General features: G+C 68.9%; 22 protein-coding genes. 18 read left to right on the top strand and 4 right to left on the bottom strand.

All coding sequences use genetic code 11. The annotated features are described in order from the left end of the window. The first annotated feature begins 90 nt into the window (after positions 1 to 90). The 5 genes from ACFX43_RS02405 (at position 91) to ACFX43_RS02385 (ending at position 5584) form a co-directional block, all read left to right on the top strand. Complete coding sequence (locus ACFX43_RS02405; protein WP_378816552.1) at positions 91 to 1029, top strand: carbohydrate kinase family protein; 939 nt, start codon at positions 91 to 93, stop codon at positions 1027 to 1029. Beyond that, entirely contained in the window at positions 1026 to 1934 is a 909-nt protein-coding gene (locus ACFX43_RS02400; protein ID WP_378816549.1) for a pseudouridine-5'-phosphate glycosidase, read from the top strand. Before ACFX43_RS02405 ends, ACFX43_RS02400 begins: the two co-directional genes overlap by 4 nt. A gap of 107 nt (positions 1935 to 2041) precedes the next feature. Beyond that, complete coding sequence (locus ACFX43_RS02395; RefSeq protein WP_378816546.1) at positions 2042 to 3397, top strand: metallophosphoesterase; 1356 nt, start codon at positions 2042 to 2044, stop codon at positions 3395 to 3397. A 56-nt stretch (positions 3398 to 3453) separates the two neighbouring features. Then, positions 3454 to 4521, top strand: coding sequence for a glycosyltransferase family 2 protein (locus ACFX43_RS02390; RefSeq protein ID WP_378816543.1), 1068 nt, complete (start codon positions 3454 to 3456; stop codon positions 4519 to 4521). Between the two features lie 181 nt (positions 4522 to 4702). Beyond that, positions 4703 to 5584, top strand: coding sequence for an alpha/beta fold hydrolase (locus tag ACFX43_RS02385; RefSeq protein WP_378816541.1), 882 nt, complete (start codon positions 4703 to 4705; stop codon positions 5582 to 5584). Here ACFX43_RS02385 and ACFX43_RS02380 read toward each other — a convergent pair. Then, complete coding sequence (locus ACFX43_RS02380; RefSeq protein WP_378816538.1) at positions 5513 to 6865, bottom strand: MFS transporter; 1353 nt, start codon at positions 6863 to 6865, stop codon at positions 5513 to 5515. The two genes, ACFX43_RS02385 and ACFX43_RS02380, sit on opposite strands and share 72 nt — an antisense overlap. Before the next feature lie 120 nt (positions 6866 to 6985). Here ACFX43_RS02380 and ACFX43_RS02375 point away from each other — a divergent pair, with 120 nt between their 5' ends. The 7 genes from ACFX43_RS02375 to ACFX43_RS02345 all read left to right on the top strand — a co-directional run bounded on the left by ACFX43_RS02375 (position 6986) and on the right by ACFX43_RS02345 (position 14487). Next, the gene (locus tag ACFX43_RS02375; protein ID WP_350662949.1) at positions 6986 to 7360 is read left to right on the top strand and encodes a YciI family protein; all 375 of its coding nucleotides are present in this window, start codon (positions 6986 to 6988) and stop codon (positions 7358 to 7360) included. Positions 7361 to 7367: 7 nt separating this feature from the next. After that, the gene (locus ACFX43_RS02370; RefSeq protein WP_378816536.1) at positions 7368 to 8615 is read left to right on the top strand and encodes an RNA polymerase sigma factor; all 1248 of its coding nucleotides are present in this window, start codon (positions 7368 to 7370) and stop codon (positions 8613 to 8615) included. A 98-nt stretch (positions 8616 to 8713) separates the two neighbouring features. Continuing rightward, complete coding sequence (locus tag ACFX43_RS02365; protein ID WP_378816534.1) at positions 8714 to 9076, top strand: YciI family protein; 363 nt, start codon at positions 8714 to 8716, stop codon at positions 9074 to 9076. A 71-nt stretch (positions 9077 to 9147) separates the two neighbouring features. Next, positions 9148 to 11076 carry a M3 family metallopeptidase gene (locus tag ACFX43_RS02360; RefSeq protein ID WP_378816532.1) on the top strand — a complete coding sequence of 643 codons (1929 nt, stop codon included), beginning with the start codon at positions 9148 to 9150 and terminating at the stop codon, positions 11074 to 11076. Positions 11077 to 11190: 114 nt separating this feature from the next. Then, on the top strand, positions 11191 to 12003 hold the full coding sequence (locus ACFX43_RS02355) for a hypothetical protein (protein WP_378816530.1): 813 nt from the start codon (positions 11191 to 11193) through the stop codon (positions 12001 to 12003). Between the two features lie 227 nt (positions 12004 to 12230). Next, positions 12231 to 13496, top strand: a complete 1266-nt coding sequence (locus ACFX43_RS02350; protein ID WP_378816528.1) for a mechanosensitive ion channel — start codon at positions 12231 to 12233, stop codon at positions 13494 to 13496. Between the two features lie 154 nt (positions 13497 to 13650). Further along, entirely contained in the window at positions 13651 to 14487 is an 837-nt protein-coding gene (locus tag ACFX43_RS02345) for a PadR family transcriptional regulator (RefSeq protein WP_378816526.1), read from the top strand. 65 nt (positions 14488 to 14552) lie between these two features. On the opposite strand, the gene ACFX43_RS02340 is transcribed toward ACFX43_RS02345, so the two are convergent. Further along, positions 14553 to 15785 carry a low temperature requirement protein A gene (locus ACFX43_RS02340; RefSeq protein ID WP_378816525.1) on the bottom strand — a complete coding sequence of 411 codons (1233 nt, stop codon included), beginning with the start codon at positions 15783 to 15785 and terminating at the stop codon, positions 14553 to 14555. Between the two features lie 37 nt (positions 15786 to 15822). On the opposite strand from ACFX43_RS02340, the gene ACFX43_RS02335 reads away from it, so the two are divergent. Next, entirely contained in the window at positions 15823 to 16497 is a 675-nt protein-coding gene (locus tag ACFX43_RS02335; RefSeq protein ID WP_378816523.1) for an SIMPL domain-containing protein, read from the top strand. 3 nt (positions 16498 to 16500) lie between these two features. Here ACFX43_RS02335 and ACFX43_RS02330 read toward each other — a convergent pair whose 3' ends face one another. Then, the gene (locus tag ACFX43_RS02330) at positions 16501 to 17664 is read right to left on the bottom strand and encodes an ROK family protein (RefSeq protein ID WP_378816520.1); all 1164 of its coding nucleotides are present in this window, start codon (positions 17662 to 17664) and stop codon (positions 16501 to 16503) included. A gap of 107 nt (positions 17665 to 17771) precedes the next feature. Here ACFX43_RS02330 and edd point away from each other — a divergent pair, with 107 nt between their 5' ends. Then, the gene (gene edd, locus ACFX43_RS02325; RefSeq protein WP_378816517.1) at positions 17772 to 19652 is read left to right on the top strand and encodes a phosphogluconate dehydratase; all 1881 of its coding nucleotides are present in this window, start codon (positions 17772 to 17774) and stop codon (positions 19650 to 19652) included. After that, a complete protein-coding gene (gene eda / locus ACFX43_RS02320) occupies positions 19645 to 20274 on the top strand; it encodes a bifunctional 4-hydroxy-2-oxoglutarate aldolase/2-dehydro-3-deoxy-phosphogluconate aldolase (protein ID WP_378816516.1) in 630 nt (209 codons plus the stop codon). Before edd ends, eda begins: the two co-directional genes overlap by 8 nt. Before the next feature lie 19 nt (positions 20275 to 20293). Here the strand turns inward: eda and ACFX43_RS02315 are convergent, their stop codons facing one another. Beyond that, the gene (locus tag ACFX43_RS02315; RefSeq protein ID WP_378816513.1) at positions 20294 to 21607 is read right to left on the bottom strand and encodes an exo-beta-N-acetylmuramidase NamZ domain-containing protein; all 1314 of its coding nucleotides are present in this window, start codon (positions 21605 to 21607) and stop codon (positions 20294 to 20296) included. Between the two features lie 198 nt (positions 21608 to 21805). On the opposite strand from ACFX43_RS02315, the gene ACFX43_RS02310 reads away from it, so the two are divergent. The 3 genes from ACFX43_RS02310 (at position 21806) to ACFX43_RS02300 (ending at position 24715) form a co-directional block, all read left to right on the top strand. Next, on the top strand, positions 21806 to 22060 hold the full coding sequence (locus ACFX43_RS02310; RefSeq protein ID WP_355229061.1) for a DUF3311 domain-containing protein: 255 nt from the start codon (positions 21806 to 21808) through the stop codon (positions 22058 to 22060). Then, entirely contained in the window at positions 22057 to 23697 is a 1641-nt protein-coding gene (gene mctP, locus ACFX43_RS02305) for a monocarboxylate uptake permease MctP (protein WP_378816511.1), read from the top strand. The genes ACFX43_RS02310 and mctP overlap by 4 nt, the downstream gene beginning before the upstream one ends. 529 nt (positions 23698 to 24226) lie before the next feature. After that, positions 24227 to 24715: a hypothetical protein gene (locus ACFX43_RS02300; protein WP_378816508.1), complete on the top strand. Its 489-nt coding sequence runs from the start codon at positions 24227 to 24229 to the stop codon at positions 24713 to 24715. Positions 24716 to 24746: the final 31 nt, after the last annotated feature.

The raw sequence follows: 24746 nt of genomic DNA, 5'->3' as shown, positions 1-24746 counted from the left end.
AGCGGGTGAGAGCAGGGACACGCCTCGGCCGCGCCAAGTTCATACTTTATGAGGGGGCGCTATCTGTGAACCCCACTTACGATGCAAGTGATGAACCCGCAATCTCCGCCAGACATCGTCGTGATCGGCGGCTCCAACATGGATCTCCACGCTCGTGCACACGAGCAGGTGGTGATGGGGTCGAGCATGTCCGGTTCCGCCGGTCTCTCGCCCGGCGGGGTGGGCCGCAACGTCGCGGAGAACCTCGCTCGGCTGGGTGACTCGGTGGCGCTGGTCTCGGTCGTCGGCGACGACCCGATCGGCGACGAGGTGATCAGCTACACCGAGGACGTCGGCGTCGACTGCACCTACGTCCGACGCCGGGCAGACGTACGCACCGGCACCTACAACGCCGTGCTCGACTCCTCCGGTGAGCTGGTGGTCGCGGTGGCCGACATGGCCGCGACCGACGAGTTCTCCCCGCTGGTCGTGGAAGCGGCCCGCGACCTGATCAAGAGCGCTCGCGGTGTGCTCGTCGAGGGCAACATCCCGGTCCGCACCGCCGACGTGGCGATCGACCTCGCCCGCGAGTTCGACGTGCCGGTGGGGTTCGACCCGGTCTCGGTGCCGAAGGCGAGGCGGGCGCGCGACCTGATCCGGGCCGATCGCGAGCTCTACCTGGTCACGCCCAACCAGGCCGAGCTGGCCGCGCTGACCGACCTGCCCGCCGGCACCGACGCGGAGATCGAGAAGGCCGTCCACTCGCTGCACGACCGCGGTGTCGGCGTCGTCTGGGTGCGCCTCGGCGCCCGTGGCTCGGTGATCAGCTACAACGACGTCTACCAGGAGCTTCCCGCCGTGCGGACCGATGTCCTCGACGTCACCGGTGCGGGCGACGCGATGCTCGCGGCGTTCACCCACGAGCTCCTCCGAGATGTCGACCTGGTCGAGGCGGCCCGGTTCGGGCACGCCGCGGCGGCGCTGACCTGCGGCACCCACGACACCGTCCGGATGGACCTCAGCGAGAGCCTCGTGCGGGAGCTGGCGTGAAGGTCCGGCTCACCGAAGAGGTCGGGGTCGCGCTCGCCGAGGGTCGCCCGGTCGTCGCGCTGGAGTCGACGATCATCAGCCACGGCATGCCCTATCCCGACAACGTCAAGATGGCCACCGAGGTCGAGCAGATCGTGCGCGACAACGGCGCCGTCCCGGCCACGATCGCGCTCCTCGACGGCATCCCTCGTGCCGGACTGTCGCCCGACGACCTCGAGCTCCTCGCCTCCGACCCCGACGTGACCAAGGTCAGCGTCCGCGACCTTCCCTACGTCGTAGCCCGCGGCCTCCACGGCGCCACCACGGTCGCGGCCACCATGCGCCTGGCGGCCATGGTCGGGATCAGGACGTTCGTGACCGGCGGTCTCGGTGGCGTACACCGGGGCGCGGCGACCTCCTTCGACATCTCCGCCGATCTGACCGAGCTCGCCCGCACCCAGGTCGCGGTGGTGAGCGCCGGCGTGAAGTCGATCCTCGACATCGGCCTGACGCTGGAGACCCTGGAGACCTACGGGGTGCCGGTCCTGGTCAACGGGAGCGACGAGTTCCCGGCCTTCTACTCCCGCAGCTCCGGCTTCGCGGCGCCGTTGCGCATCGACGGCCCCGACGAGGCCGCCGCGGTCATGAAGGCCACCTGGGAGCTCGGCCTCCCCAGTGGCCTGGTCGTCGCCAACCCGGTCCCGCCCGCTGACGAGATCCCCGCCGAGGTGATCGGGAAACACATCGACCGGGCCCTCGCCGACGCCGAGGCCCGCGACATCCACGGCAAGGACATCACCCCGTTCCTGCTCGCCAGGATCGTCGAGCTGACCGGCGGTGACTCGCTGGCGACCAACATCGCGCTGGTGCGTGACAACGCAGCCTTCGGTGCCCAAATGGCAGCATCCCATGCCGCGAGTGCCTAATTCCTCACCGCTCGTTCACCCGGGCGACACCACACGTGGCCTAACGTCTCGTCTACCTATGCGTTGATCCTCCCGTGACCGATAGCCCCCACAGTGGCCCGACCACAATGGCCCCTTCCAGGCGCACCTTCCTCAAGGCCGGCCTGATCGGTGGTGCCGGTGTCGTCGCCGGCCCGATGCTGTGGACACAGGCGGCCAGGTCGGCCGCACCGGCCACCGGCGTACATCTGTCGTACGGCGCCAACCCGGTCAAGCAGATGAACGTCTCCTGGTCGACCGCCGGGTCGGTGCAGGCGCCGCGGCTCGACCTGGGCGTGACGCCCGACTACGGGCTCACCCTCCGACCCGAGTCGCTCTCCTCGATCCGCGTCGACAGCGTCTACCACCACGTCGACCTGAGCGACCTGCGACCGGGCACGCGCTACTACTACCGGCTCAGCCATGACGGGGGCACCGCGACCAGGGGCTCGTTCACCACCGCCCCGAAGACCACGGGATCCTTCCGCTTCGCGGCCTTCGGCGACATGGGCGTGGCCGAGGACGCGGCGCGCAACGTGAACCTGATCCGTCAGCAGCGCGCCGAGTTCGCGTTCGTCGTCGGCGACATCGCGTACGCCGACACCGGTGGCCAGGGCAAGAGCGGGGAGATGCAGCAGGACTTCGGCGTCTGGGACGAGTTCCTGACCCAGATCCAGCCCAGCGCCAACGCGATCCCGTGGATGACCGTCGTCGGCAACCACGAGATGGAGAACGGCAACGGCGAGCTCGGCTACGACGGCCACCGCGCTCGCTTCCGTCACCCCGGCAACGGCGCCGGCGGCGGACAGGAGACATACTCCTTCGTCCGAGGCAACGTCGCCTTCATCGCCCTCGACGGCAACGACGCGACGTACGAATACACGCGGAACGCGGGCTACCTCGGTGAGACGCTCGACAGCTGGCTCGAGGAGCGGCTGGCCGACTTCCGGGCCCGTAGAGACATCGACTTCATCCTGGTCGGCTTCCACCAGTGCGCCTACTGCACCAACATCGCGCACGCCTCGGACGGCGGCATCCGCGACCGCTGGGAGGCGCTCTTCGACCGCTACCAGGTCGACGTCGTGATCAACGGCCACAACCACTGCTACGAGCGCACCCACCTGATGCGCGACGGCAAGCCGGTCCAGGAGGCGCCGCGCGGATCCACGGTCAGCACCAACGAGGGGACGATCTACATCACCGCCGGCGGCGGTGGCGGCTCGACCTACCCCGATGTGCTGCCGGTGTTCTCCTACTACACGGCCAAGAACGGCCTGAAGATCCCCGAGCCGACGACCTACCGCGCCGTCGGCGACGCCACCCACTCGGTCGCGTTCTTCGACGCGCACCCGCGCGACGCCCACGGGCAGGCGAGGCTGGACCTCGAAGTCATCGCCACCGACGGCTCCGAGGTCGACACGCTCACCATCGCTAGGTCGCGTTGATGCGCACCCAATTAGAGTTGATGCGCGTGGGGGGATTCAGAAGGAGGAAGCCGAGGTTGCTCAGCGTCGTCGTGCCGGTCTACAACGTGGCCGACTACGTCGCCGAGAGCCTCGACAGCATCCTTCATCAGCCGTTGCGTGAGGTCTGTGCCATCGAGGTGGTCGTCGTCGACGACGGCTCCACCGACGGGTCGGCCGAGATCGTCAAGGACATCGCCGCGAAGGATCCTCGGGTCACGCTGATCTCCCAGCCCAACTCCGGTGTCTCCATCGCCCGCCACACCGGGATCGAGGCCACCACCGGTGACCTGCTCACCTTCGTCGACCCCGATGACATCCTGCCCCGCGACGCCTGGAGCTCGATGGTGAAGACGCTGCGACGTACGGGCTCCGACTTCGTCGTCGGCTCGGCCGAGCGGGTCACCCTCGTGAACGGCGAGGAGCGGAGGTACGTCACCCCGCTGATGCGCCGCAACCACACCCGGACACGGCTCAGGTGCCGGATCGAGGACGCCCCGCTGATGCTCGCGGACGTGTTCGTGTGGAACAAGATCTTCCGGCGCTCCTTCTGGGCGGACAACGACATCACCTTCCCCGAGCGCACCCGCTATCAGGACCAGGTGGCCCTGACCCAGGCGTTCCTGGCCGCCAGGAACTTCGACATCCTGACCGACGTCGTCTACGACTGGCGGGTCCGCTCCGACTTCTCCTCCGCGACCCAGAAGCGCGCCCAGATCGCCAACCTGCTCGAGCGGATCACGACCAAGCGCCAGACCGTCGAGCTCGTGGCCGGCTCGGGCTCGGCGAAGCTGATGCGTACGCTGCGCACCGAGATCCTCCCGATCGACATGTGGGAGCACTTCCGTGCGGCCGTCAACCCCACCACCGAGGACCCCGACCGCTACTGGTCGCTCTTGCGTGGCGCCGTCCTCGAGTTCTGGTACGACGCCGGCGTCCCCTTCGAGGAGACCACCGTCCCGCGTGGCCAGCGCCTGATGGCCTGGCTGGTCTCGCAGGACCGCCGCGACGACCTCGCCGCCCTGATCGAGACGATCGACGAGCGTGGCCCGGCCAAGGGCATCGAGGCGTTCGCCGCCGCGGAGGACCTGCCCGTCGGGCTCTGAGCGCCTCCCGTCGGCGTCCGCCGGGAAGCCCTGGGGCGTATAACACGGCCCTAGTGGCTCAGGGACTTAAGACCTGCGATATACCCAGATGCGTAGGGAATTGGGCGATTCCCGTTGCACGCCTGTTCCCCGGGGGGCAAGGTGTGGGCACCCCACGTCATTGCTTCGAGGAGCCCACTGAATGCCCAGCGTCGAGCTGTCGGCCGGTCCGATCGATTTCGAGGATACCGGCGGTGACGGTCCTGTCCTCGTACTCCTCCATGGAGTGCCGATGGACGGCCGTCTGTGGCGCCGTGCGCTGCCCTACCTCGGCGGCTTCCGGGTGATCCGGCCGACGCTGCCGCTGGGTGGTCACCGGCGGCCGATGCGGCCCGACGCGGACCTCAGCCAGCAGGGTGTGGCGAGCATCCTCGGCGACTTCCTCGACGCGCTCGACCTCCACGACGTCACTCTCGTCCTCAACGACTGGGGCGGTGGCCAGTTCCTCATCAACGCCGACCGCACCGACCGCATCGCGCGGCTGGCGCTGGTGGCGTGCGAGGCTTTCGACAACTACCCGCCCAAGGCGGCCAAGCCGCTGGCGGTGCTCTCGAAGATGCCGCCGCTCTTCACCGCCGCGCTGCAGCTTTTCCGCATGGAGAGCTTCCGGCAGATGAGCTCCGGCTACGGCGGGATGTCGGTCGACAAGAGCTACCACCTCTACGACGACCTCGTCCACGGCTGGTTCGCGCCGGCGCTGACCGACCGGGCGATCCGCCGCGACTTCATCAAGTTCGCCGGCGGCGCTCCTGGTCGCGACGAGCTGCTCGAGCTGGCCGAGGGGCAGCAGAAGTTCACCAAGCCGGTGCTGGTGGTCTGGGCCGATCAGGACACGATGATGCCCGCCGAGCATGGCCCGCGCCTGGCGGCGCACTATCCAGACGCGCGGCTGGAGATCGTCAATGACTCCTCCACGCTGGTGCCGATCGACCAGCCCGAGCTGCTCGCCGGGCTACTTCGCGAGTTCGTTCTCGGTGGGCGCGGTCCGGTTGACCCGGTACGCGAGGAAGCTCGGGACGAGTAGCGCGCACAGCGCGATCCCGAGGAGGTTGAGCAGGCCACCGCCGGTGGTCGCGATCGCGGTGCCGACCACGGCCGCCGCGCCTCCGTGCAGGACATCGGCCACCCGCGGGCCACCCGCGACGACGACCGTGAAGACCCCCTGCAGCCGGCCGCGTACGTTGTCGTCGGCCGCCGACTGGAGGATCGACATCCGGATGGCCGCGGAGGCCACGTCGGCGGCGCCGGCGACCATCATGAAGAGCACGGCGAGGCCCAGCATCAGGGCAGTGCTGCGCTTGTCAACGGCGAGCTCGGCGAACGCGACGGTGAGCCCGAACAGGGTGATCCCGAGGGCCCACACGCCGATGCAGTAGATGACGACGCGGCCCTGAGCCTCGATCCGCGAGACCCAGCCGGAGAAGATCCCACCGATCACCGCGCCGGCCGGGATGGCCGCGAAGAGCAGCGCGAACGCGATCCCGCCCTCAGAGGGGCCGCCGAAGGACTCGTGGGCGATCTGCGGGAACAGTGCCCGCGGCATCGCGAAGACCATCGCGATCAGGTCGACCACGAAGCTCATCATCAGCACCGGCTGATGGCGCAGGTAGGCGAACCCGTCCCACACCGAACGCAGCCCGGGAACCTTCGAGCCGGCGCCTTCGACGGGGATCCTCGGCAGCAGCACGACCGCGTAGAGGGTCGCGAAGAGGGTGACGGTGTCGATGGCGTACAGCCAGGTGAACCCGGTGAACGGCAGCATCACGCCGGCGACCAGCGGTCCCGCGATCGCCCCGGCCTGGAAGACCGTCATGCTGAGCGAGTTGGCGGCCGGGAGCAGGTGCGCGGGCAGGATCTTGGGCAGCAGCGAGTTCCGGGTCGGCTGGTTGACCGCGAAGAAGGCCTGCTGGACCGAGAAGAGGCACAGCAGCAGCCAGACGTTGGTGTTGCCGAGCGCGGACTGGAGCCAGAAGAGCGCGCTGGTGCCGATCAGCCCGGTGGTCGAGACCATCAGGATCGTACGCCGGTCGAAGTGGTCCGCGAGCGCGCCGCCGTAGAGGCCGAAGACGATCAGCGGGACGAGTCCGAAGACACCCGTCAGCCCGACGTACGCCGAGGAGCCGGTGTCCGCGTAGATCTGGGCCGGCACCGCGACGACGGTGAGCTGGGCGCCGATCATCGTGATGATCCCGGCGATCCACAGGCGCCGGAAGTGCGGCTCCTGGAGGGGGCGCGTGTCCGCGACGGCACCTCTGAGCTTGTCGGCGATGCTCACTTCTGCGGGGCCTTCGACATGGTTACCCATGCTAAGCGAATGAATTTACCTGGAGAAATTCCGATGAGAGGTGTCGGATCGAGGTGTAGACGTTCGTAGCAAGGGTGAGAGGCGGCCACCGAGGCCGTCCGACACAAAGGAGTGAGCACCATGGCCAAGTACCTGATGTCCGTCTGGGGTCCCGACTCGGACTACGAGAAGGAGAACTACGGCTACGCCTCGGAGGAAGAGATGATGAAGTCGTTCGAGGCGACCGGGAAGTTCAACGACAAGCTCCAGCAGGAGGGCTACTTCGTCTTCGCCGACGGCCTCGATGCCGCCAAGACTGCGACCGTCGTCGACGGTCAGGGCGAGAAGCCGGTCATCACCGATGGCCCCTACGCAGAGGCCAAGGAGTACATGGCTGGCTTCTGGATCATCGATGTCCCCGACCTCGATGTCGCTCTCAAGCTTGCCGCCGAGGCCTCCGCGGCCTGCCTCGGCAAGGTCGAGGTGCGCCCGATGCAGACCGGCCCCGAGGCGTGAACCGCTGTTGACGGATATCGACGAGGCGATCACCCGAGCCCACCAGGGGGAATGGGCCCGGGTGGTCGCCAGCCTCGCCAAGCGCTTCGGCGACCTCGACATCGCCGAGGAGGCCGCGGCCGAGGCGTTCACGGTCGCAGTCGAGCGCTGGCCGCTCGATGGCGTACCCCCCAACCCGGGCGCCTGGCTCACCACCACCGCCAACCGCCGCGCGATCGACCGGATCCGCCGCGAGTCCAAGCGTGACGACAAGCAGAAGGAGGCCGTCGCGATGCACGATGACACCCCGCACGAGCCTCTCGGCGCCATCGAGGACGACCGGCTCCGACTGCTGTTCACCTGCTGCCACCCCGCGCTCGCACCCGAGGCGCGGATCGCGCTGACGCTGCGTATGGTCGGCGGCCTGACCGTGCCCGAGATCGCGAACGCCTTCCTGGTCCAGGAGACCACGATGGGCCAGCGGATCACCCGCGCGAAGAACAAGATCAAGGCCGCCCACATCCCCTACCGGGTCCCGGAGGCGGCCGACCTCCCCGAGCGGGTCTCGGGCGTCCTGGCGGTCCTCTTCCTGGTCTTCAACGAGGGCTACCTATCCTCCGGCGACCACGAGAATCCCGTACGCGGCGACCTGACCCTCGAGGCCATCCGGCTGACCCGGCTGGTCCGTGCGCTGCTCCCCGACGACGGCGAGGTCGCCGGCCTGCTGGCCCTGATGCTGCTGATCGAGGCGCGGCGTACGGCCCGGATCTCGGCGACCGGCGAGCTGGTCCGGCTCGACGAGCAGGACCGCGGCTCGTGGGATCTCGCGCTGATCGCCGAGGGCCACGCGTTGGTGCGCGAGCGGCTCGAGGTCGTCGCGAACGGCGGCCCCCGGCCCGGGCGTTACCAGATCCTGGCCGCCATCAACGCAGTCCACACCTCGGTGCGCGACGCCCGCGACACCGACTGGTCCCAGATCGTCGCGCTCTACGACCAGATGATCCGGGTCGACGGCTCGCCGATCGTCCGTCTCAACCGGGCGATCGCCGTCGCCGAGCTGGACGGCCCCGAGGTCGCGCTCGCCGAGATCGACCGGCACCTGGGATCCAGCCTGGACGACTACCACGCCTTTCACGCCACTCGAGCCGACCTGCTGCGCCGCCTCGGCCGCAGCGGCGAGTCGCGGGCGGCGTACGACAAGGCCATCGAGCTCGCCGAGAACGCCGCCGAGGTCGCGCTGCTGACCAGACGCCGGGACCAGCTCGGACGAAGTTGAACGAATTTCTTCCTACGCTGTCGGATCGGCGCAGGTGCGTTCGTAGAAGGAGTGAGCGGCGGTCACCGGACTGCCCCGGAGACGAGGAGACGAAACGAATGCCCGAGTACATGATCGCGTTCAACGACGAGTGGGTGGACGAGCACACGACGGACCAGCTGCGCGAGAAGAGCATCGCCTCGAAGGCCGTGCTCGACGAGATGAAGGCCGCCGGGGTCTTCGTCTACGCCAATGGCGGGATCGACGCCTCGACCGCCCTCTTCAGTGTCGAGGCGGACGACGGCGAGGCCGTCTTCACCGACGGTCCCTACGTCGAGACCAAGGAGCACATCGGCGGCTTCACGGTCATCGACGTGGCCGATGACGAGGCTGCGCGCTACTGGGCCGGCAAGGTGGCGGTCTGCCTCGACTGGCCGCAGGAGGTCCACCGCTTCCCGAACGAGTATTCCTGGGACGACTGAGCCTCGGACCTGATCCAACGCTTCGCTGGATCTCGGCGGCGAAGCGTTTCAGGTCGTGGCAGGCTTGCCGCATGACGCCAGAGCCGCTTGCCCTGCCCGAGACCGAAGCCGCGGAGAGCTGGGTCAAGGACCGTACGTCCACGACGCTGACCCACGTGCGGGAGCTGGCCGAGAAGTTGCGGACCGCGCCGCCGAGCGCGGCGATCGAGGTGCTGAAGGCCTGGGACGAGCTGTCCCTGGAGCTCGGCTCGCTCGGCGGCCTGGCCGGCCTGCTCGCCAACGTGCACCCCGTCGAGGCGGTCCGTACGGCGTGCGAGGACACCGAGGTCGAGGTCGACCGGCTGCGCACCGAGCTCACCCAGGACCAGGCGCTCTACCGGGTGTTCGCGGACCTTCCTGCCGACCAGACGGACTCGCTCGACCCGCTGGCCAAACGGCTCCTGGAGAAGACGCTGCAGGACTTCACCCGCGCCGGCGTCGACCGCGACGACGCCACCCGGGCCCGGCTCACCGAGATCAACGAACGGCTCACCGAGCTCAACCTCGAGTTCTCCCGGGTGACCCGGGACGACGTACGCATCACCCTGGCCACGCCCGAGCAGCTGGACGGGATGCCGGCCGACTGGCTGGAGGCGCACCCGGTCAACGACAAGGGGCTCGTCGAGATCACCACCGACTACCCCGACGCGCTTCCCGCCCGGATGTTCGTGAGGGATCCCGCGATCCGTCGCGCCGTCACCGTTGCCAGCCTCGAGCGCGGCTGGCCGCACAACGAAGCGGTTCTGCAGGAGATGTTCGCGCTGCGGCACGAGCTGGCCAACCTGGTCGGCTACGACGACTGGCCGGCCTTCGACGCCGCGGTGAAGATGATTGGCGAGGGACCGGCGATCCCCGAGTTCATCGACAAGATCGCCGGTGCCGCCGAGGGGCGGATGAAGCGCGACCTCGAGGTGCTCCTCGACCGCTACGACCGCGACGTCCCCGGCGCCAGCGCCGTCTCCGCCGCCGACGCGCTCTACTACGAGGAGCTGGTGCGGCAGGAGAAGTACGACGTCGACAGCCAGGTGGTGCGTACGTTCTTCGACTTCGCGAAGGTGCACCAGGGGCTGCTGGATGTCACCGGCCGGCTCTTCGGGCTGCGTTACGAGCCGGTCTCCGACGTCGTCACCTGGCACGAGGACGTGAGCGTCTTCGACGTCTATCAACAGGACGGCGACGAGCCCCTCGGCCGGATCTATCTCGACCTCCACCCCCGCGAGGGCAAGTACAAGCACGCCGCGCAGTTCGACCTGGCCACCGGGGTGAAGGGCCGGCAGCTCCCCGAGGGCGTGCTGGTCTGCAACTTCTCCCGCGGCCTGATGGAGCACGACCACGTGGTGACCCTGTTCCACGAGTTCGGCCATCTGATCCACCACGTGCTCGGCGGACAGGGCGAGTGGGCGCGCTTCTCCGGGGTCGCGACGGAGTGGGACTTCGTCGAGGCGCCGAGCCAGATGCTCGAGGAGTGGGCCTGGGACGCCGACGTACTCCAGACCTTCGCCACCAACGCGGCCGGCGAGCCGATCCCGGCCGACCTGGTCGCGCGGATGCGGGCCGCGGACGACTTCGGCAAGGGCTACCACGCACGGCAGCAGATGTTCTACGCCGCTATCTCCTACTGGTTCCACAAGGAGCAGCCCGACGACCTGACCAAGCGGCTCGAGGAGCTCCAGGCGGCGTACTCTCCCTACCCCTATCTCGAGGGCACCCACTTCTTCGCCAACTTCGGCCACCTGGGCGGCTACTCCTCGGCCTACTACACCTACATGTGGTCGCTGGTCATCGCGAAGGACCTGTTCAGCGCCTTCGACCGGGACGACCTGTTCAATCCCGAGGTGGCGGGCCGCTACCGCGATCTCGTGCTCGCCCGCGGCGGCGAGAAGGACGCGGCCGACCTGGTCGCCGACTTCCTCGGCCGGCCCTACTCCTTCGATGCGTATGCGGCCTGGTTGGTCTCCTGACGCGATCACGGACCCCGGACGGCAGCGGTCGCGATACCCGCTAGGGTACGTCCGCTGAATGTTCGTCAGCGTCGCCCGGCACTCCTCGTGCCTTCCCCCAGGCAGGTTCTTCAGATGTATCCCCGTCCGGGTCGCTCGACCCGTCTTCTCGCCCTCGCGATCCTCGGATTTCTCGGTGCCACTCTGCTCACCGCCGCTCCGGCATCTGCCAACACCGCGCCCCGGATCACCAAGGCCACGATCTCCACGTGGATGCCGGTGAAGACCGAAGGGCTCATCCAGTGGACCCCGGCGTTCTCGTACGCAGCGAGTGACGACCAGGGCGTCACCGGGTTCCAGGTGCAGCGGAAGAGCGCACCGTGGAGCACCTCCCCGACGCGCCGAGCCAAGATGAGCGCGGCCGGCTATGTGTGGCGGGCGGACGGCTCCAGCACGTGGCTCTACCCGTCCCGGACCTCGGTCCGAGGTCGCCTGGACCCCGGTGCCGTCGACTGTTTCCGCGTTCGGGCCAAGGACGCGGCGGGGTTGACCTCGGCATGGACGGGCTGGCGCTGCGCGCACGCCCCGATGCGGGCCGCCGAGACGTGGTCATGGTGCTGCCAGCCCAACCTGATCTCCGGCCTGCACCTCGACGGGTCCGCCGACAGCCCCGCCGTCGCCTACGTGTCGACGCGTTTCGGCACGCAGCGCAGCAATGGGGCCTACTGCGCCAAGGGGGTTCGCGTCCGCGTGTTCAAGGGCCCCGGTCAGGGCAAGATGAACGTCTTTCTGGGCAGCTCGAAGGTCGGCACCGTGAGCGCCTGGTCGCGCACCAGCGGGTGGAAGTGGGCCACGGTACGCCGCTCCACCGATGCGTGCGGACGGGTGCGCCTGGTTCCGCTGACCCGAGCTCCGGTGCAGATGACCCGGAACTACATGCGCTACTGACACAGGGCCCTGAAAGGCGCTTATAACACGTGTTTGACGCGTACGAACACGAAATCCTTGTCTTGTAAAGGAATCGCTTATTTGCGTCCTATGGAGCGCCAAACTTGCGTCGTGGCTCCATCTGGACGAACGTCTCTGGAAGCAGAGGTGCCTGTTGCGTGCATCACTCGGGCTGCTCGTCGATCTCAGGCACCTTCTCAACTGAACCCTATTGAGGGGAGAGACAAATGGATGCCGTGAAGGACATCGACTGGGTGGGTCTCGGGAGCAAGGTGCTCGCCGCGATCGTCATCCTCGTCGTCACATGGATCATCGCGAAGATCGTCGCTTGGGCGTTCGCGAAGCTGACCTCGAAGATCCCGGTGCTCCAGAAGGCTGGAAATGACGGCGACAGCATCGGCAAGAGCCTCGGTTCCGTGGCCGCCCTGCTGGTGTGGCTCTTCGGTCTGATCGCGCTGCTGGACCTGTTCGAGCTCAGCTCCGTGCTGACGCCTATCCAGGGCCTGCTCGACGGTGTGATGGGCTTCCTGCCCAACCTCATCGGTGCGGTCTTCGTCTTCATCGTCGGCGCGCTCGTCGCCAAGGTCGTCCGCCAGCTCGTCGAGACCGCGCTCGGTGCGGTCCCGTTCGACAAGTGGATCGGCAGTGGCAGCAAGCTCTCCGGCCAGGTCGACGCGACGGTGGGTGTCGACACCACCGCCGACCCGTACGACGCACCGACTGCGCCCGCGGGCACCGCCGCGCAGATCGTCAAGGTCATCGGTCTCGTTCTCTACGCGATCATCATGATCGTGGTGGCCATCGCCGCTCTGCAGATTCTCGGGATCAGCTCGATCTCCGAGCCTGCCGAGGGCATGCTCAACATGATCCTGGCTGCGATCCCGAAGCTCATCGCCGCCGCGATCCTGCTCGGCATCGGCGTGCTCATCGCCCGCTTCGCCGCTGACATCCTGGGCCAGATCATCGACGGCCTCGGCTTCGACAACGCGCTCCGTTCGATGGACGTGCTGCCTGCCGGTCAGAGCGCGACTCCGGCGATCACCAAGGTGATCCAGATCGGCATCGTGCTCTTCTTCGCCGTGATGGCGGCGCAGATGCTGGAGTTCCCGCAGATCACTGCCTTCATCAGCGAGGTTCTCGAGCTCGGTGGCAAGGTCATCTTCGGTGGCGCGATCATCGCCGCCGGCGTCGTGATCGCCGGTGTCATCGCGAAGCTCGTGCCCGGGTCGGCCTCGCAGATCCTGAAGTACGCCACGATCGTGCTCTTCGTCGCGATCGGGCTGAAGTTCATGGGTCTCGCCGACTCGATCATCAACCTCGGCTTCGGTGCCGTGGTCGTCGGTGGTGCCGCTGCTGCGGCGCTCGCCTTCGGTCTCGGCGGTCGCGAGGCTGCCGCCCGCCAGCTGGAGCGGCTCCAGGCCGAAAGCGGCGCGCGTTCGGCTGCCGCGCCGACCGTTCAGAACCCGACGCCGCCGCAGACGCCCGGCGTCTGATCGCACTCACGACCCTCAGGGTCTGGCTCAGGGAGCCCCCGGATCTTCGGGGGCTCCCTTGCTTTTGACTTGAATCGCTCTGATCTCCGGCGTAAGATCACGATATATCGCGAAGGAACGCGATCTAGTCTTCCGAAAGTTGGAGAGAAACCTGATGACGTACAACAACAGCAACCCTTGGGGTGAGTGGATCGACCAGATGGGTCGAGAGTTCGGCAAGGGCGGCCCGCGCCGCTCCCATGGCTGGCAGGGCGGTCCCGGTTGGGGCGGACCTGGCGGTCCCGGTTGGCAGGGCGGCCACCACGGTCGCGGTCGTGGACCGGCTGGTCCGCCGCCGTGGATCGCGGCGCTGCTCGGCTTCGAGAACCAGCCCCCGCAGCGACCCGGTCCCCGGGTCCGTCGTGGTGACGTACGCTCCGCGATCATCTATGTGATGGCCGAGGCGGCCGAGCAGGGCCAGGTGATCAACGGCTACCAGGTGATCCAGCAGATCTCCGAGCGCAGCTCGGGTGAGTGGCGGCCGAGCCCCGGCTCGGTCTACCCGACCATCCAGCAGCTCGAGGACGAGGGTCTCGTGGAGTCCGACGACGAGCACGGCCGCCGGGCGATCCGGCTGACCGAGGCCGGCAAGACCTACGCCACCGAGCACGCCGACGAGCTGGCAGGCGTCTGGACGCCGTTCGACAAGGCCGTCGACAATGCCCGCGGCCAGGGTCGCGGCGGCCGTGGTGGTCCAGGTGGTCTGGGTGACCTGGCCGGCTTCGGAGTCCTCGGCGGCGAGCTCGCCCAGGTCCTCCCGGCCGTGTGGCAGCTCGCCACCTCCGGCACCGACGCCCAGCGCCAGGCCGCTGCCGATGTCCTCGCCGACACCCGGCGCAAGCTCTACGGCATCCTCGCGGCCGGCGACGACGAACACACCGTCACCGCCGAGCAGATCGACGAGGTCGAGGAGTCCGAGGACGGCGAGCCCGGCCCCGACCCGAAGCCCTGATGTCCGCCAACGACAGGTGCCCCACGCTCTCGAGTGTGGGGCACCTGCTCATGTGACCGGTGAGGTCAGAGGGCGTCGAGGTGGCTGGCCAGGTGGCGGTGTCCGACGGCCTCGTAGCCGACGATGGTGACGACTGGCGCGAGGGCGACGACGACGAGGCACCAGGCCACCGGCACGCCCGCGATCGCCATCGCGACGCTCGCGACGAGCACCACGGCGGTGAGGGCGACCAGGAGGATGTGGAACGGGTCGATGACGTGCATGAACAGGTTGTAGAGGAGGTAGAGGACCAAGGCGTACACCCCGACGGGGAGTGCCACGGAGACGACCGTGCCGACCTCGCCGAGCTTGGATTCGTGCTCGAGCAGGTAGGCGGCGACGTGCAGGCCGGCCCCGGTGGCCGCGATCGCGGCGAAGAGCAGGATGTGTCCGTAGCCCCACAGGAACGAGCGGTCACGCCGCCGCTCGAGCATGGTGGCCCAGGGGATCGTGAAGTAGGTCCACCACTGGCCGAAGGTGAGGCCGATACCGGCGGCGAGCAGCAGGATCGCCTCAAGGCTCCATCCCAGCTCAGGCTCGTGGACGATCGCGGACATCACCGCGACGGTGCCGATCACGCCCTCGCCGAGAGTGATGATCGTCAGCAGGCCGTAGCGCTCGGCGATGTGGTCGGCGTGCCAGGGAGTGCCACCGAAGTGGCGCTCGGCGATGAACGGTCCGAACAGCTCGATCACCAGGGGCACCATCATCGCCGCGAACGCGGTCGCCACGTCGAGCGGCAGGATGGCGATGACGCACCAGAGCACCTGCGAGCCGAGGACGGAAGCAAGGTAGACCCGGTGCGCGCCGCGTCGGCCCGGGTCCTGGCGCCAGGCACGAAGCCACTGGCCGCAGAGCGCGACCCGCATCACGACGTACCCGGCGATCATGATCTCGTTGTGGAGCCGCTCGCCCTCGTGGACGCTCTCGAACATCTCCGGCAGGCCGAGGGCCATGATGATCACGCCGACCATCTGCACCATCGTGAGCAGCCGGAACGCCCAGTCGTCGGTGTCGTAGGCCGAGGCCATCCAGGAGTAGTTGATCCACGCCCAGCAGATCGCGAACGAGGCGAAGCAGAACGCCACGATCCCCGCGACGATATGGCCTTCTGCGAGCTGGTGGGCCAGCTCGTTGCCGCTCATGCCGAAGGCCACGACGAAGGTGAGGTCGAAGAGCAGCTCCAAGGGAGTCGCGGCCCGATGCTCCTCGTGCGGGTCGCGTCCGGTCATCTGGCGCAGGCGGCTGGTTGCGTTCACGTGGTGAGGATAGGACGTCGGGCGTACGTTTCCTGACATGAGCGAAATCCTGATCAAGGTGCGCGGGTCGCACACTGTCGAGGTGGCGCCGGAGCGAGGGGTGGTGTCCGCCGAGATCCGATTCGACGGTCCCGCGCCGGAGCCGGTGATGGAGCAACTGCGGCGTGGGCTGCACGGCGTGCGTACGGAGCTGGAGCGGCTGGAGCAGGAGGGCGCGATCAAGCGGCTCGTCATCCAGCGGGCGCGCACCTCGGCTGAGCGGCCCTGGCACAAGGACGGCAAGCAGCTGCCGCTGGTGCACCGTGCCACGGTCGGTCTCTGGGCGGAGTTCGTCGACTTCAAGGCGCTGGCGACATGGGTCGGCCGCACCGCGGGCAACGAAGGTCTCCGGGTCGACCACGTCTCGTGGCAGCTGACCAAGGAGAGCCGGCTGAAGGTCGAGCGTGACGTACGCCAGGAGGCGGTGCGGCAGGCCAAGGTGCGCGCGCAGGACTACGCCGATGCGCTCGACCTCGGCCCGGTCGCGGTCCGGAGCATCAACGACGTCGGTATCAGCCACCAGGTTGCGTACGCGTCGGCGGCGATGGACATGGAGATGGCCCCCGCCGGAGCCCGGAAGTCGGGCTCGGGCGCACCCGACCTGGCCTTCGATCCCGACGACATCTCGGTCTACGCCGAGGTGGAGGCCGCCTTCACGGTCGGAGCGAAGTAGGGATCATTTGGCGACGGCGTCGAGGTGGGCGTCGAGGCGCTCGGGCGAGAGCAGGTGGTTGATGACCACCGCGGCACAGCCGACCATGCCGGTGGAGTCGGCGTGGGTGGAGGGGACGAAGGTCAGGTCGCGGGTGGCCAGGGCGGTCGAGCGGGAGTAGACGGTCTCGCGTACGCCCGCGGTGTAGAGGTCGAAGGCACCCGCCATGTCGCCACCGATGACGACCACCTCGGGGTTGAGCAGGTTGATCGCGATCGCCAGCACCTCGCCGAGCTGGCGACCGGCCTCGCGCAGCAGGCCGCGGGCGATGGCGTCACCGGCGAGCGCGGCGGCGACCAGGTCGCGGATGTGGCCGGCGGAGACGCCGGAGTCGACCAGGCCCTGGGTCAGCGCCCAGCCGGCCGCGACCGTCTCCAGGCATCCGGTGGCACCGCACCGGCAGGGGCGCTCGCCGGCGGACTCGACCCGGGTGTGGCCGATCTCGCCGACCGCCCCGGCGTGGCCGCGCAGCACCTGGCCGTCGGCGATGACCGCCAGGCCAAGACCGGTCGACGCCTTCACGACGAGCGCGTCCCGCGGGTGCAGCCCGCTGCCGAAGAGCTCCGCCGTGGCCAGCGCGTCGGTGTCGTTGACGAGAACCAGTGGTCCGTCGGTGAGCCGGTCGAAGTAGGGGTCGAGCGCGACGCCGTCCCAACCCCGCATCACCGGTGAGTCGACCGAGACCAGGCGGACGGGGTCGACGACGCCGGGCAGGCTCATCCCGACGCCGAGCACCGGCGGCTCGATGCCCTCCAGGAGCCGCTCGAGCCGGTCGGTCACGTCGGGCATGAGGTCGTCGGCGGAGATGCCGACCTCGTGGTCACGGGTGTCGCCGGCGAGCTCGCGGCCGTCGAGGTCGAAGACGGCGAGCTGGCTGCGTGAGCGCCCGATCGCCACCGCCAGCACCACCCCGGCGTCGGCGTTGAAGGTCAGCGAGCCCGGCGGCCGGCCACCGGTGGAGGCGAGCTCCTCCCCGGTGAGGATCAGTCCGGCGTCGACGAGAGCCGAGACCCGGGAGACCACAGCCGTACGCGACAGACCGGTCGTCTTCTGCAGATCGCTGCGGGTCAGGGCGCGCCCGGAGCGCACCAGAGCGAGGACGTCGGCGGCGGTTGTCATCTCGGGCATGGGGTGAAGCGTACGCCCCTTATGTCTTTCATGTACCAAAGATTTACTTGTATCGATCCAAAGATCGTGTCAAGGTGTGCGAAAGCACACTGTCTTTTGGAGGACCCGTGACTGCCGTATCCCCCACCGTCGCTGACGTCACCGCGCGTCTCATCGAGCGTTCCGCAGCCACGCGGGCCGACTACCTGGCCCGCATCGCCTCCGCCCGCGCGACCGGGCCCGCCCGCGGCCGGCTCGCATGCAGCAACCTGGCCCACGGCTTCGCGGCCTCCACCGCGCCGACGAAGGCCGAGCTCAAGGTGATCACCCCTGCGGCGAAGCCCAACGTCGCGATCGTGACCTCCTACAACGACATGCTCTCGGCGCACGCGCCCTACGAGACCTACCCGCCTCTCCTCAAGGCCGCGGTGATGCGGGCCGGCGGGCTGGCGCAGGTCGCCGGCGGCGTACCCGCGATGTGCGACGGCATCACCCAGGGCCGCGACGGGATGCAGGTCTCCCTCTTCTCCCGCGACGTGATCGCGATGTCGGCCGGGATCGCCCTCTCGCACGACATGTTCGACGCCGCGCTGATGCTCGGCGTGTGCGACAAGATCGTGCCCGGCCTGCTGATCGGGGCCCTCTCGTTCGGTCACCTGCCGACCGTCTTCGTTCCGGCCGGCCCGATGTCCTCGGGGCTCCCCAACAAGGAGAAGGCCCGCGTCCGACAGCGGTACGCAGCGGGCGAGGCCACCCGCGAGGAGCTGCTCGAGGCCGAGGCCGCCAGCTACCACTCCCGCGGCACCTGCACCTTCTACGGCACCGCCAACTCCAACCAGCTGCTGATGGAGGTGCTCGGCCTGCACCTGCCGGGCTCCTCGTTCGCCTCGCCGGACACCCTGCTGCGGGCCGCGCTCAACCGCGCCGCCGCCGCCCGTGCCACCGAGCTGGCGCTCACCGGCGGTCCGGGAGTGGGCGAGATGATCGACGAGAAGTCGATCATCAACGCCTGCGTCGCGCTGCTCGCCTCGGGCGGCTCGACCAACCACACCCTCCACCTGGTCGCGATCGCTCGCGCCGCCGGGATCCAGCTGACCTGGTCCGACATCTCCGACCTGTCGCCGGTGGTCCCGCTGCTCAGCCGGATGTACCCCAACGGCTCCGCCGACGTGAACCACTTCCACGCGGCCGGTGGCGTCAGCTTCCTGGTCCGCACGCTGCTCGAGGCCGGGCTGCTCCACGAGGACGTCACCACGATCCTGGGGCCGGGGCTGTCGGCCTACACCCAGGAGTCGCGGCTCACCCGCGACGGCGAGATCGAGCTGGTCGAGGGCGCCCCGGTCTCCGGCGACCTCGACGTGCTGCGCCCGGCCGACGACCCGTTCTCACCCGACGGTGGTCTGCGGGTGCTGACCGGCGAGCTCGGCACCGCCGTCATCAAGACCTCGGCGGTCGCGCCCGAGCACCAGGTGGTCTCCGCCCCCGCGATCGTCTTCGACGACCAGGCCGACTTCCTCACCGCCTTCTCCGAGAAGCGCCTCGACGGTCGTGACTTCGTCGCGGTGCTGCGCTACCAGGGCCCCGCGGCCAACGGGATGCCCGAGCTGCACAAGCTCACCCCGGCGCTCGGGGTGATGCAGGACCGCGGCCAGCACGTCGCCATCGTCACCGACGGCCGGATGTCCGGCGCCTCGGGGAAGGTGCCCGCGGCCATCCACCTCACCCCCGAGGCCGCGCTCGGTGGGCCGCTCGCCCGCGTGCAGGACGGCGACCTGATCACCGTCGACGCCGTCGCGGGCACACTGAGCATCGGCGTCGACGCCGACGAGTTCGCGCACCGCCCGACCACCGGCCGGGCACCGCTCGACGCCGAGTGGCGTGGCACCGGCCGAGAGCTCTTCTCCGCCTTCCGCGCCACCGTCGGCTCCGCCGACACCGGCGCGTCCGTCTTCCCCTTCGCTCCCGTTCAGCAGAGCGCCTCGCCCCAGGAGACCCCCGTTCATGTCTGACCTCACCTCCACCCATCTGCTCGACCTCTCCCCGGTGATCCCGGTCGTCGTCGTCGACTCCGTCGACCAGGCGGTGCCCGTGGCCCGCGCCCTCGCCGAGGGCGGCGTGCCCGTGGTCGAGCTGACCCTGCGTACGCCGGTGGCGCTCGACGCGATCCGGGCCATCGCCGAGGAGGTGCCGGAGGTCCTGATCGGCGCCGGCACCGTGACCACTCCCGTGCTCGCGAAGGAGGCCGCCGCGGCCGGGGCCCAGTTCCTGGTCTCGCCGGGTGCCACCCCGACGCTGCTCGGTGCGATGCGTGACACCGGCCTGCCGTTCCTGCCCGGCACCGCCACCGTCTCCGAGGCCCTCGCGGTGCTCGAGACCGGCCACACCGCGATGAAGTTCTTCCCGGCCGAGGCCTCCGGTGGTGCCAAGTACCTGGGCTCGCTGCCGTCCGTGCTCCCCGACGCACGCTTCTGCCCCACCGGCGGCATCTCGCTCGCCACCGCTCCCAGCTACCTCGGCCTCGCCAACGTCGGCTGCGTCGGCGGCTCCTGGCTCACCCCCGCCGACGCGCTCGCCTCCGGCGACTGGGACCGCGTCACCGCGCTCGCAGCCGCCACCGCCGCTCTCCGCTGACCTCGCCGGGTGGGCGAGGTCAGCGGTAGAGCAGATACTGGCGACGGGTCGAGTTGAAGGCGGCGAGCTCGTCTCGCCAGGCCGCCTCGACCTCGTCGCCGGTTTCGCCCGCGTCGATCTGCGTACGCAGCCTCGTCGAGCCGGTGAGCTTGTCGATCCAGAACGGCCGGGCGGTGTCCCAGGAGTCCTGGCGCCAGGCGAACTGGGGGTAGAGGGCCTTGGCGGTGACCAGCATCTCGACGCCGGTGCGGACGGGGTCGAAGCGGTCGCGGTCCCGGATCGTGACCTGTACTCCGCCGCAGACCTGGCCGGCGAACTTGTTGACCGAGGGGTTGAAGTACGCCTCCCGGAACGTCACGCCCGGAAGGTTCGCCTCCTCCAGCGCCGCGGCCCAGCGGTGGTCGACGAACGGCGCCCCGATCAGCTCGAACGGCTTGGTGGTGCCTCGCCCCTCGGACAGGTTGGTGCCCTCGAACATGCAGGTGCCGGGGTAGGCCAGCGCGGTCTCGGGGGTCGGCATGTTGGGACTCGGCAGGACGAAGTCGAGCCCGGTGTCGGCGTACAACGTCCTTCTCCGCCATCCGGAGACCTGGACGACGTCGAGCTGCGCCAGCCGCCCGCCGGCGTGCTCCTCGAGGAACTCCCCGTCGAAGAACCGGGCCAGCTCACCGACCGACATCCCGTGCTGCTGGACGATCTCGCGGGCGCCGACGCCCGAGGTGTACGCCGCGGTCATCATCGGTCCGCGGGCGGTCCCGCCCACGGGGTTGGGGCGGTCGAGGACCACGAAGCGCTTCTCGGTCGCCACGGCTGCCTGCATCGCCGTCCACATCGTCCAGATGTAGGTGTAGAACCGGGAGCCGACGTCCTGGATGTCGAAGACGACGGTCTCGACGTCAGCGGTCGTGAACAGCTCGGTCATCTTCGCCACGTTGGCGCCGTAGGCGTCATAGACGGTCAGCCCGGTGCGCTCGTCGACGAAGGTGCCCTCCGAGCCGCCCGCCTGAGCCGTGCCGCGGAAGCCGTGCTCCGGTCCGAAGACACCGGCGATCCGGACCGTCCCGGACTCGTGCATCTCGTCGACGATGTTGCGCAGGTTGCGGAGCACGCCGGTCGGGTTGGTGATGATGCCGACCCGATCGCCCGACAGCACCGACCAGCCGTCGCCGGCCGCTCGCTCGGCGCCGGTCCTGACCGCCTCGCCGCCACCCAGCGGTGAGACCTGCTCGGTCGAGGCGCCCGCCGAACCGGTGAGAAGCGGCGCCGCCACGGTGCCGGCTGCTGCAGCGCCGAGCAGACGGCGCCGGTCGATCCTGGGGACTTCAGTGGTCATGGGGCGCTCCTGTGCCGAGGGGGAGGATCACCTTGCAGGCTAGCCCTGAAGGCGTTGCTCGGCAGGCGATTCGACCGCTCGTCCCGGCAGATCGACCGTTCGTCGTCGTGTCGGTCGAATTGGGCTGGACACGGCACTTGAATGTGACCAAGGTCACAGGTCGTCCAACCCCACTTCGACAGATCTCGGAGGTGACCCATGCCGTCCTCGTCCAAGGGCTCGTGGATCCTTGTCGGGGTCCTCCTGTTCGCGGCAGCAGCGCCGTCGCTCGCGGTGCCGCTGTACGCGAAGGAGGATCCGACGTTCGCCGGATTCCCGTTCTACTTCTGGTTCCAGCTCGTCCTCATCCCCTGTTCGGTCCTGTTCACGACCCTCGCCTACTTCGTCGCCAAGGCCGCGTTCCGGCGTGACCGTGCCGCCGCCGGGCGTCCGTGGAAGGAGGGTGGCCAGTGAGTGCGGTAGCAGTCTCCGTCTTCGCCTTCCTCTTCCTGCTGGTCACGATCCTCGGCTTCTCCGCCGCGCGCTGGCGCCGGGCGAAGTCGATGGACAACCTCGACGAGTGGGGTCTGGGTGGGCGCGGCTTCGGTACGTTCGTGGCCTGGTTCCTGATCGGAGGTGACCTCTACACGGCGTACACCTTCATCGCGGTCCCAGCGACGCTGTTCGCCGGCTCGGCGGTCGGGTTCTTCGCGGTGCCCTACACGATCCTCGTCTACCCGCTGATCTTCGCGTTCCTGCCGAAGCTGTGGTCGGTCTCGCACAAGCACGGCTACGTCACCCCGGCCGACTTCGTCGTCGGGCGCTACGGGTCCAGGTCCCTGGGTCTGGCTGTCGCGGTCACCGGCCTGCTGGCCACGATGCCCTACATCGCGCTGCAGCTGGTGGGCATGGAGGTCGTGCTCGAGGTGATGGGTCTGCAGAGCGACTCCTCGAACTGGTTCATCCGTGACCTGCCGCTCTTCATCGCGTTCGGGGTGCTGGCCGCCTACACGTACTCCTCCGGGTTGCGGGCGCCGGCGCTGATCGCGTTCGTGAAGGACTCGCTGATCTACATCGTGATCATCGTGGCGATCATCTACATCCCGTCGCAGCTCGGTGGGTGGGGGAACATCTTCGACACGGTGCAGAACAGTTTCGACACGTTCAACACCGAGAACGCCGACGCGATCGCCGCCGGCGACGCCGCCCCGAAGGCACTGTTCCCGACGCAGGCGGCCGGCCAGTGGGCCTACGCCTCCCTGGCTCTCGGCTCGGCGCTGGCGCTGTTCATGTACCCGCACTCGATCACCGGCGTCCTCTCCACCCGGAGCCGCAACGTGATCCGCCGCAATGCCTCGCTGCTGCCGGCGTACTCGTTCCTGCTGGGGCTCCTGGCGCTGCTCGGGTTCGTCGCCCTCGCGGCCGGGGTGATGGTCGGCGACCCGCCGAACCCGCAGCTGGCGATCCCGCAGCTCTTCGAGGACCAGTTCCCGGCGTGGTTCGCGGGCGTCGCGTACGCGGCCGTCATCATCGGTGCGCTGGTGCCGGCGGCGATCATGTCGATCGCGGCCGCGAACCTGTGGACGCGCAACATCTACAAGGCATACCTGAAGCCCGACGCGACCCCGCAGGACGAGGCCAAGCAGGCCAAGATCGTGTCCCTGGTCGTGAAGTTCGGGGCGCTGATCTTCGTGCTGGCGCTCTCGAAGTCGTACGCCATCAACCTGCAGCTGCTCGGCGGTGTCTGGATCCTGCAGACGCTGCCGGCGATCGTCGTCGGCCTCTACACCCGGTGGTTCCACCGCTGGGCGGTCCTGGCCGGCTGGGCGGTCGGGATGGCGTACGGGACGATCGTCGCGTACGGCGTCTCCTCGCCCACGCAGGAGCACTTCGGTGGACCGTTGGCGCCGTTCCCGGGCACGGAGACGCCGATCTACATCGCGCTCACCGCGTTCCTGCTCAACCTCATCGTGGTCGTCGTCCTGACCCCGATCCTGAGGGCGCTCAACGTGCCGGACGGTGAGGACGCCACCTCGGCTTCGGACTATTCGGTCGACGCCGGCGACGAGGGTGTCGTCGAGGAGCTGAGCTCGACGACGGAGGTGCGCTGAGGGCTGCTGACTCGGAGACAAAGTCCCGCAAACACGTCTCAGTGATGTGTTTGCGGGACCTTTTCGATATTTCTCCAAGAACTGCAACATCGGCGCATCGACGTACGTAACAAGTACTGAAGGCTCTGATTCGGACCGAACTCGGGAGCGTCCATGTTGAGCAATGAGGCTGTGACGGCCTCGACGAGCAGTCGAGGCCACGGTGTACGCCGTGCCGCGATGGCTCGTGACGCCGGACGCGCCGTGACGGTCGAGCGTCGAACCGAGCAACGGATCCATGTGGGCGATTGGACGCCGGGGGGCGTCGCCCTGCATGGATCTACCACCGGGCGTGAAGCTGGCCAGTCGCCTCAGACTGCCGATCCGTCCGGTCCGATGGGTGGGGCTATGAGCGTGACCAGGACCTCGCTCGCCCCGCTCGGCGGGACCCCGTCCGCGCCAGCCGCGATCCCCGAGCGCTCGGGCGCCGGGTGCGGGCGCTGACGGGGTCCCGCATTCCCTCAACACCCGAACACGTCAGGAGAACGCGATGAACTCGAAGGTCCTCCGGGGACTTCGGCGATCGGTGGCGGTGACCCTTGTGGCAGGTGGCTTGATGGTCGCCGGTGCCGCGGTCGCCTGCGCCGATTCGCAGTCCGTCGAGCAGGCCGACAGCCGGGCCGCCTCGGTGGCCCAGCAACCGATCAAGGCCCCGGACCGCGGACCCGCGGGTCCGGTGACGGTCTCGGGAGCGGCAGCCGGCAACGACGCGGCGGTGACGGTGACGACCGATGGGACGACGGTCGTGGCCAGTGGCCGCGCGCACGTCGAGTCTCCGGTCGACAACGCCGCCGGCGGTGGTGTCGTCCACCATGACGATGACACCGGCTCGCCCCTGAACGGTGGTCGCGGTGTCGATCTCGGCACGGACCAGGTCGGCGTCGCCGGGGGAGCGACCGGTGACTCTTCGTCCGTGGACGTCGTCGGCACCGGTCGGGCCGGGGCGGAGAAGCACTACTACGTCCAGGACGCGCCCTGAGCGATCCGCGGACGAAATGCGTCGGGGGAAC

Origin of the sequence: Nocardioides sp. YIM B13467 (genome assembly GCF_042788075.1) — a bacterium.
Classification (GTDB): Bacteria; Actinomycetota; Actinomycetes; order Propionibacteriales; family Nocardioidaceae; genus Nocardioides.
This window is presented reverse-complemented; position numbering and strand designations above follow the sequence as displayed.